This is a genomic window from Streptomyces sp. NPDC001714 (genome assembly GCF_042892755.1).
In the GTDB taxonomy this organism is placed as follows: Bacteria; Actinomycetota; Actinomycetes; order Streptomycetales; family Streptomycetaceae; genus Streptomyces.
In genome coordinates, this window is record NZ_JBIAUL010000057.1 from 1 (window position 1) to 6,738 (window position 6,738).

At 66.8% G+C, this 6,738-nt stretch carries 6 protein-coding genes and 1 pseudogene; 2 read left to right on the forward strand and 5 right to left on the reverse strand.

Annotated features, from left to right (window positions below; genetic code table 11):
• The first annotated feature begins 129 nt into the window (after positions 1–129).
• Positions 130–606, forward strand: a complete 477-nt coding sequence (locus ACFY0P_RS51930; RefSeq protein ID WP_388929497.1) for a hypothetical protein — start codon at positions 130–132, stop codon at positions 604–606.
• 35 nt (positions 607–641) lie between these two features.
• Here ACFY0P_RS51930 and ACFY0P_RS51935 read toward each other — a convergent pair whose 3' ends face one another.
• The 4 genes from ACFY0P_RS51935 to ACFY0P_RS51950 form a co-directional block, all read right to left on the reverse strand.
• Positions 642–1,061 (reverse strand): transposase, encoded by a 420-nt coding sequence (locus ACFY0P_RS51935; protein ID WP_388929498.1) that lies wholly within the window; start codon positions 1,059–1,061, stop codon positions 642–644.
• A complete protein-coding gene (locus tag ACFY0P_RS51940) occupies positions 1,058–1,996 on the reverse strand; it encodes an SDR family NAD(P)-dependent oxidoreductase (RefSeq protein WP_388929499.1) in 939 nt (312 codons plus the stop codon). The genes ACFY0P_RS51935 and ACFY0P_RS51940 overlap by 4 nt, the downstream gene beginning before the upstream one ends.
• 25 nt (positions 1,997–2,021) lie before the next feature.
• Positions 2,022–2,999, reverse strand: coding sequence for an aldo/keto reductase (locus tag ACFY0P_RS51945; protein ID WP_388929500.1), 978 nt, complete (start codon positions 2,997–2,999; stop codon positions 2,022–2,024).
• 249 nt (positions 3,000–3,248) lie between these two features.
• On the reverse strand, positions 3,249–3,518 hold the full coding sequence (locus tag ACFY0P_RS51950) for a hypothetical protein (protein WP_388929501.1): 270 nt from the start codon (positions 3,516–3,518) through the stop codon (positions 3,249–3,251).
• Between the two features lie 645 nt (positions 3,519–4,163).
• Here ACFY0P_RS51950 and ACFY0P_RS51955 point away from each other — a divergent pair.
• Positions 4,164–6,167, forward strand: coding sequence for a right-handed parallel beta-helix repeat-containing protein (locus ACFY0P_RS51955; RefSeq protein ID WP_388929502.1), 2,004 nt, complete (start codon positions 4,164–4,166; stop codon positions 6,165–6,167).
• A 430-nt stretch (positions 6,168–6,597) separates the two neighbouring features.
• On the opposite strand, the pseudogene ACFY0P_RS51960 reads toward ACFY0P_RS51955, so the two are convergent.
• Positions 6,598–6,738, reverse strand: a pseudogene (locus ACFY0P_RS51960) (ABC transporter ATP-binding protein); the annotation flags it as partial.

Consider the following 6,738-nt stretch of genomic DNA (forward strand, 5'->3'; position numbering starts at 1 on the left):
CTGGAACAGTTCCCACAACTCGTCCGGCACCATGCGCTCAACCATCACCACACAGTGCAGACTACCCAGCACGCCAAATGAGACGGCGTCTTAGGTCGACGAGACGACCTGACCCGACAGCAGGACCCCTTGATCCCGCCAGCCGGGCTCTATGTCGACGACGCCCTCGGGGGCGTGCTGGTCTTCCGCCGCGAGAATCAGGACTGTGCGGCATGGGCGATTCCTCTCACTCAAATCGAGCAGGACGACCCTCCGGTGGTGGTGGAGTCATACCGGGGCTGGATTCCGTTCCTCGAACGGATGTCCCTGGCGTGGGTCGAGCTGGTCCTGAGTGAATCGCTCTTCGCAGCAGGCAGCCTGTACGACGCTTGCGAGCTGCCGGACGCTCTGGTGCCTGGCCTCCAGACCCACTACGCCCGCATTGACCTGCCTGACCATCCGATGTGGGCGAGCGAGGAGGACTCACCCGTGAACTGGTATGGGGCCCCGGGGCGCTTGCTGCGCCGGGACGGCGTGCAAGATCGCTGCTGGATCCATGCACGCGGTCACACCGCCTCCGATCTTGAGATCATCCGCGCGGATCTTCCCGGCTCTTGGGTTGGTTGACCCCTGACGACGCAACTCCGGTTACGCGGGGATGGTCATGCGGCCAGCGTGACGGGGCCGGCGAAGGCACGTCGGGGGTCGTAGAGCGTGCCGACCTGCAGGCAGTGGTAGAGACAGCCGAGCATCTTGTTGAACAGGTTCCTCAGTGCTGATGTGTGGCGTTCTCCACCGGCCCGTCGCCGGTCGCAGTGGGCACGCGGGGCCTCGCTGCGCAAGGCGGCGAAGGCCGACATGTAACCGGCAGCCGCCAGTCTCTGGTTCTTGACAGTCCGGGCCACGACGACGTGACTGCGGCCCGATGCTCGCGTCACGGGAGCCGCGCCGACGTATGCCTTCATCGCCCTGGCGTCCGCGAAACGTTCGCGATCGTCGCCGAGTTCAGCAAGGACCGGTGCCCCGGACAGTACGGACAGGCCCCCGGCCGCATGTGAGATCTCGGGGGCCGAGTGCCTCACCTGCTGATGGCGTGCTCGGAGACGTCCCAGAGGCGAAGTGCCGCCTCGGGGTCGAGCGCATGGTCGGCCACGCCGACAGGCTCGGGGCCGCCGTTGTAGGGCAGGGCCTGGTTGCAGTCCTCGAAGTAGTGCCCGCCAATTCCGTCGAGCAGGGGTGACGTGGCCACGAACACAGATGTAGCGGCTCCTTGCGCAGGTGTTTTGTAGACAGCCGTCGGGTCCGTGCGAAAGCCCTCGATCACGTTTTCGGGCAGGTGGCGAACCAGGTTTGTCAGGATCCCTCCCGGGTGCAGCGCGTTCGCGGTGATCCCGTCGGAGGCCCAGCGCCGGTTCGCTTCAACGGCGAAGAGCACATTGGCGGTCTTGGACTGTCCGTAGGCCAGCCACGGATCGTAGTCGCGCTCGAGGAAGCTGATGTCGTCGAACACGACGGGTGAGCGCAGATGGCCGCGGGAACTGACCGAGACGATCCGGGCACCGTTCGCGGCCGTCAGGGCGTCGTGGAGGGCGTTGGCGAGTGCGTAATGGCCGAGGTGGTTGGTGGCGAACTGGAGCTCCCAGCCGGACACGGTCCGCGTCAACGGGGTCGCCATGATACCGGCGTTGTGGATCAGAGCGTGCAGAGGCCTCGTGTCCCACTCGGCGGCGAAGCGTCGCACCGAGGAAAGGTCTGCGAGGTCGAGCTGCGCGACCGTGACCCGGGGGGAGTCGAGGCCGGTGTTGATGTCCTCGGCCACGCTGTGGCCGGCCTGCGGGTTGCGCACGGCGATGAGGACGTCGGCACCGGCACCGGCCAGTGCGCGTGCGGTCTCGATGCCGATGCCGGAGGAACCGCCGGTGACGATCAACCGTTTGCCGTGGAGGTCGTTCCCGTCGACCACTTCGGCTGCGGTGGAGACTGCGTTGAAGGAGCTGGTGATGAGATCGTGCGTCATGTCGTCTTCCTGTGGTCAAGAGGGCTCAGAAACCGGCCAGGGGCTGCGGCGTGTAAGGGGCTTCGAGGCGTGCCGCCTCCGCATCCGTCAGGCGTAGGCTGAGTGAGCCGATCGCGTCCTGGAGGTGATGCGGCTTCGTGACGCCGACGATCGGTGCCGAGACAACGGGGTTGCGTGAGACCCAGGCCAATGCCACCTGTGCCGGGGAGACGCCTCGCTCGGCGGCGATGGCGGCGACTTCCCTGACGATCGTCTTCTCGCTCTCTTCCTGCTGGTACAGGGTCCTGGTGAAGGCGTCGGCGCTGGAGCGGGGGGTGGTCTCGTCCCAGTCACGGGTGAGCTTGCCGCGTGCCAGCGGGCTCCACGGAATGGTGCCGATCTTCTCGTCGGCGCACAGAGGCAGCATCTCCCGCTCTTCTTCGCGGTTGAGCAGGCTGTAGTGGTTCTGCATCGACACGAAGCGGGTCCAGCCGTGCAGCCGCTGCAGATGCAGGGCCTTGGCGAACTGCCAGGCGTGCATGGAGGACGCGCCGATGTAGCGGACCTTGCCCGACTTGGCGACGTCGTGCAGCGCCTCCAGGGTCTCCTCGAGCGGAGTCGCGTCGTCGAAACGGTGGATCTGCCACAGGTCGATGTAGTCGGTGCCCAGGCGTGTAAGGCTCGCGTCGACCTCGGTCATGATCGCTTTGCGTGATAGGCCGCCGGAGTTCGGGTGCCCAGGCCGCATCGGGTGGTAGACCTTCGTGGCGATCACGACGTCCTCGCGGGCGGTGAACTCGCGCAGAGCTCGGCCGAGGATCTCTTCGCTGGAGCCGTCGGAGTAGCCGTTGGCAGTGTCGAAGAAGTTGATCCCGGCTTCCACCGCTGCCTTGATCAGCGGTCGGCTGGCCTCCTCGGGCAGTGTCCAGGCCGGGTAGCCGCGGTCCGGCTCTCCGACGCTCATCGTTCCGAGGCAGATCGGGGAGATGTCGAGGCCGGTGTTTCCGAGCTTGATGTAGTCCATGGTGGGTCGTCCTTCGGGATGGGTGAGGCGTGGCGGCCGGCGCGCCGAGTGGCGAAGGCGCGTGCCGGGCTCGGCGGATCGGTGGCGGGTGGCGCCCTCAGACGGTCGTTGCAGCGGCCGCGAGCACGTCGAGGGATGGCCCCACAGGCGGGCCGCGCTCTGCCGGTCCGTGGCGTGGACGGCCACTCCCCGGCGGATGGCCGGGACGGTGAGGGCCGGCTTCGCTGCAGTCCTCGAAGTACCGGCCGGTCACGCACCGACCAGCGGGGAGGCGGCCAGCAGCACCGAGGTGGCGGCGCCCTGTTCGATGTTCTTCCAGGACACGTCGGTGCTGGTGGCCTTGCAGGAGGCCGGGCTGTTGGAGATGTCCCCGATGCGGCGCCCGAGCCGGGTGCTGGTGATCTGGCCGGGGTTGAGGACGTTGACGGTGATGAGGGTCGGACGCCCAGCGGCGGGTCGCCTCGACGGCGAACAGGACAGCGGCGGTCTTGGAGTGCCCGTCGACAGCCCACGGATCATAGGTGTCCCGTTGGAAGTTGATGTTGCCGAAGAGCACGTCACCATTGACGTGGCCGACCGAGCTGACGGACGCCACGCGGCTGGTTACCTCGGCTCCGGCAGTCGCCGGCGCACGTGCGGTCGCGTCCGATGCCGGAGGCCCCTCCGGTGACGATGACGCGTCGGCCGCTGAGGTCGATGCCGTCCAGTACCTCAGCGGCGGTTGTCTGTGGACCGAACGGGGTCGTGATGAGGTTTTCGCTCATGGGGCTCTTCCAGAAGGACGGTGGAACGGGGTGGCGAGTGCGCGGCCAGTGGCGCGGAGGCGAGATGCCGCCCTGATCTCGTATCCGGAATTGGTTCCGGTTCGAGTACGACAGTAAGCGGAACCGGTTCCGGTTGCAAGTGTGGCAGGAAGGGAGTGATGAGTGACTGGCCGCGAGGGGGATGCTGAGCAGCGCAGGTCGCTGCGCGACGGCGCCGCGGATCGGCCGCAAGGACTGTGGAGACGGCGGTTGCCCGACGTGCCACCGCCCGGCACGGAGTCGACCGTGCGACGTAACGCACCGGATTATTGATCCGATGTTTCTATCTCCCGGCATTGACGTCTCAAGATCGTGCTTCTACTTTGCCTGCATGTTTACACCAAGACACCCAGCGCGCTTCGTGCAACCCGGCAATGCGTTCCGGTTATTCATCGGGCCTTACAGGATCGTCGCGGCCTTTCTGTGTACGCTCCTGGCCGTCGGGGCGCTCACCCTGCCCGCACGCGCGGCGAGTGCGGCCACCTACTTCGTCTCGCCCGGCGGCAGTGACAGCAACCCAGGGACCAGCGCAGATGCTCCCTTCCGGACGCTGACCAAGGCGCAGACGGCGGTCCGGGCGATCGACAAGTCGACGTCCGGACCGATCACCGTGACCTTGGCCGGCGGCGTCTACAGGCTGGCCAAGACGCTCACCTTCACCGCTGCCGACTCCGGCGGCGGTACGGCCGGTACCGTCTGGTGGAAGGCGGCGTCCGGGCAGTCCCCGGTCATCAGCGGCGGTGTCCAGATCACCGGCTGGTCGCGGACCGGCGCCGGCAGCAGCATCTGGTCCGCCCCGGCCCCCACCGGCCTGGACACCCGGCAGCTGTACGTGGACGGCGTGCGCGCCCAGCGTGCGACCGGCGCTCTGCCGGTGTCGGTGAAGCAGACGGCGACCGGATACACCACCGCGTCCGGTGACCCGATGGCCGGTTGGCGCAATCCGTCGGCGATGGAGTTCGTCTACCGGGGCGGACTCGGGCTGTGGACCGAGCCGCGCTGCCCGGTCGCCTCGGTCACCAGTACCACCATCACCATGGCCCAGCCCTGCTGGAACAACTCCACCCAGCGGGTCATGCGTACCGATGACTCGGGCCGCACCTACAACCTGGTCGGCCGCAAGTCGATCACCGAGGCGCCGACGGCGGTGGAGAACGCCTACGAACTCCTCGACAAGCCGGGCGAGTTCTACCTGGACAAGACCGAGCACCGGTTCTACTACATTCCCCGCTCCGGGGAGAACCTGGCCACCGCGGACGTCGAGGCGCCCTCGCTGGACACCTTGGTGGCGACCTCCGGCAAGGCTTCGGACGAGCCCAGTCGCGTCGGCTTCCAGGGCATCCAGTTCAGCTACGCGAACTACACGACCTCCAACACCAGCACGGGTTTCTCGGAGATCCAGGCGACGTACCAGGTCACCGGTAGCACGGGCTATGCCACCCAGGGACTGTGCACGTTCGTGTCGGGCGGCAGCTGCCCCTACGGCAACTGGACGAAGATGCCCGGCGCGCTGCGGTTCACCTATGACAGCAGCATCCATTTCGACCACGACTACTTCGTCCATCTCGGCGCGGCCGGACTGGATCTCGGCAACGGCTCGCAGAACGACACCGTCACCGCCTGCGTGTTCACCGACATCTCCGGCAACGGGCTCGACCTGGGCGGCGTGGACATCCCACAGCCCAGCAGCTCGGCACAGCACACCAGCGGGATAACCGTCAAGGACAGCCATTTCTACGACACCGCCACCGAGTACCACGGCGGGGTCGCCATCGACGCCGGATACATCGAGACGTCGACCGTCACCCACAACCAGATCGACCACGTGCCCTACACGGCGATCTCCGTCGGCTGGGGCGGCTGGCCGGACAAGGTGAGCCTGCCCGCGCAGCCGAACTACTCGAACAACAATACGGTCTCGAACAACCTGATCTACGATCACATGTCACTGCTCGGCGACGGCGGTGCCGTCTACACCAACGGCATCACGGGCACCTCGATGGCGAGCGGTGAGAAGGTCACAGGCAACGTCGTCCACGATCAGCTCAACACCTCCGGCGGCCATGTCCTGTACACCGACAACGGCGCCACCTACGTGTCGATCCTCGGCAACGCGGTGTGGAACATCAACGTCTCGCCGTGGGGCAGCAAACACGTGAACTACACCGCGGGAGACGGAACGTACGACCCCACGGACATCGAGGGCAACTACTGGCCGAACGGTCCGTCCGACTACGACAACAAGAAAGTCCTGATACAGGACAATCACGCCATCACGGGAGCGGCCCAGGTCCCGTCGAGCATCATCGCGGCGGCCGGCATCGAGTCGCAGTACCAGGCGGTCCTGTCCTGGCAGCCGGCCTGACACGAGCGATGCACACCCGGCGTCGGACAGAGGAGCGGTTTGCCTGCGCCCGGGGACAAGCCGACAGCCCCCTCGCCGGAGCCGCAGGTGATCGGTGCAGCGGGCGGTCTGGTCAGGATGAGGCCGCCCGCCGTTCCTTGCGCGTGCGCGATGCCGAATCCCTGGACGGTCTTGGCTTCGATATGGCCGGCGGGGTCGTGGTTGAACGTCGGGTGCAGCGGACGTTCCGTCCTCCAACCACCACGGGCCCGTCGGGCCTTGGCATCACGGTGGGACACGAAGACCGTGATCAATAAATCCAGGGCTTCGAGGACTGGTCTGCGGCCCGGTTGTTGCGGTCGATCTCCGGCATGTGTGTCTCGGCCGAGAGCCGCAGGAGCGGCAGCGGTCCTTCGAGGGACAGACCCAGTTCGGTGAGGCGGTAGTGCTGGCCGATGGAGAAGATGGGGGTCAGCGTGGACAGCGGATCCTGGAAAACCATGCCGATGTCGTTGCCGCGTACGGCGGACAGCCGTCGGTCGTCGAGCCCGACCAGGTCGCGGCCGCCCAGCAGCACCCGGCCCGACACGCT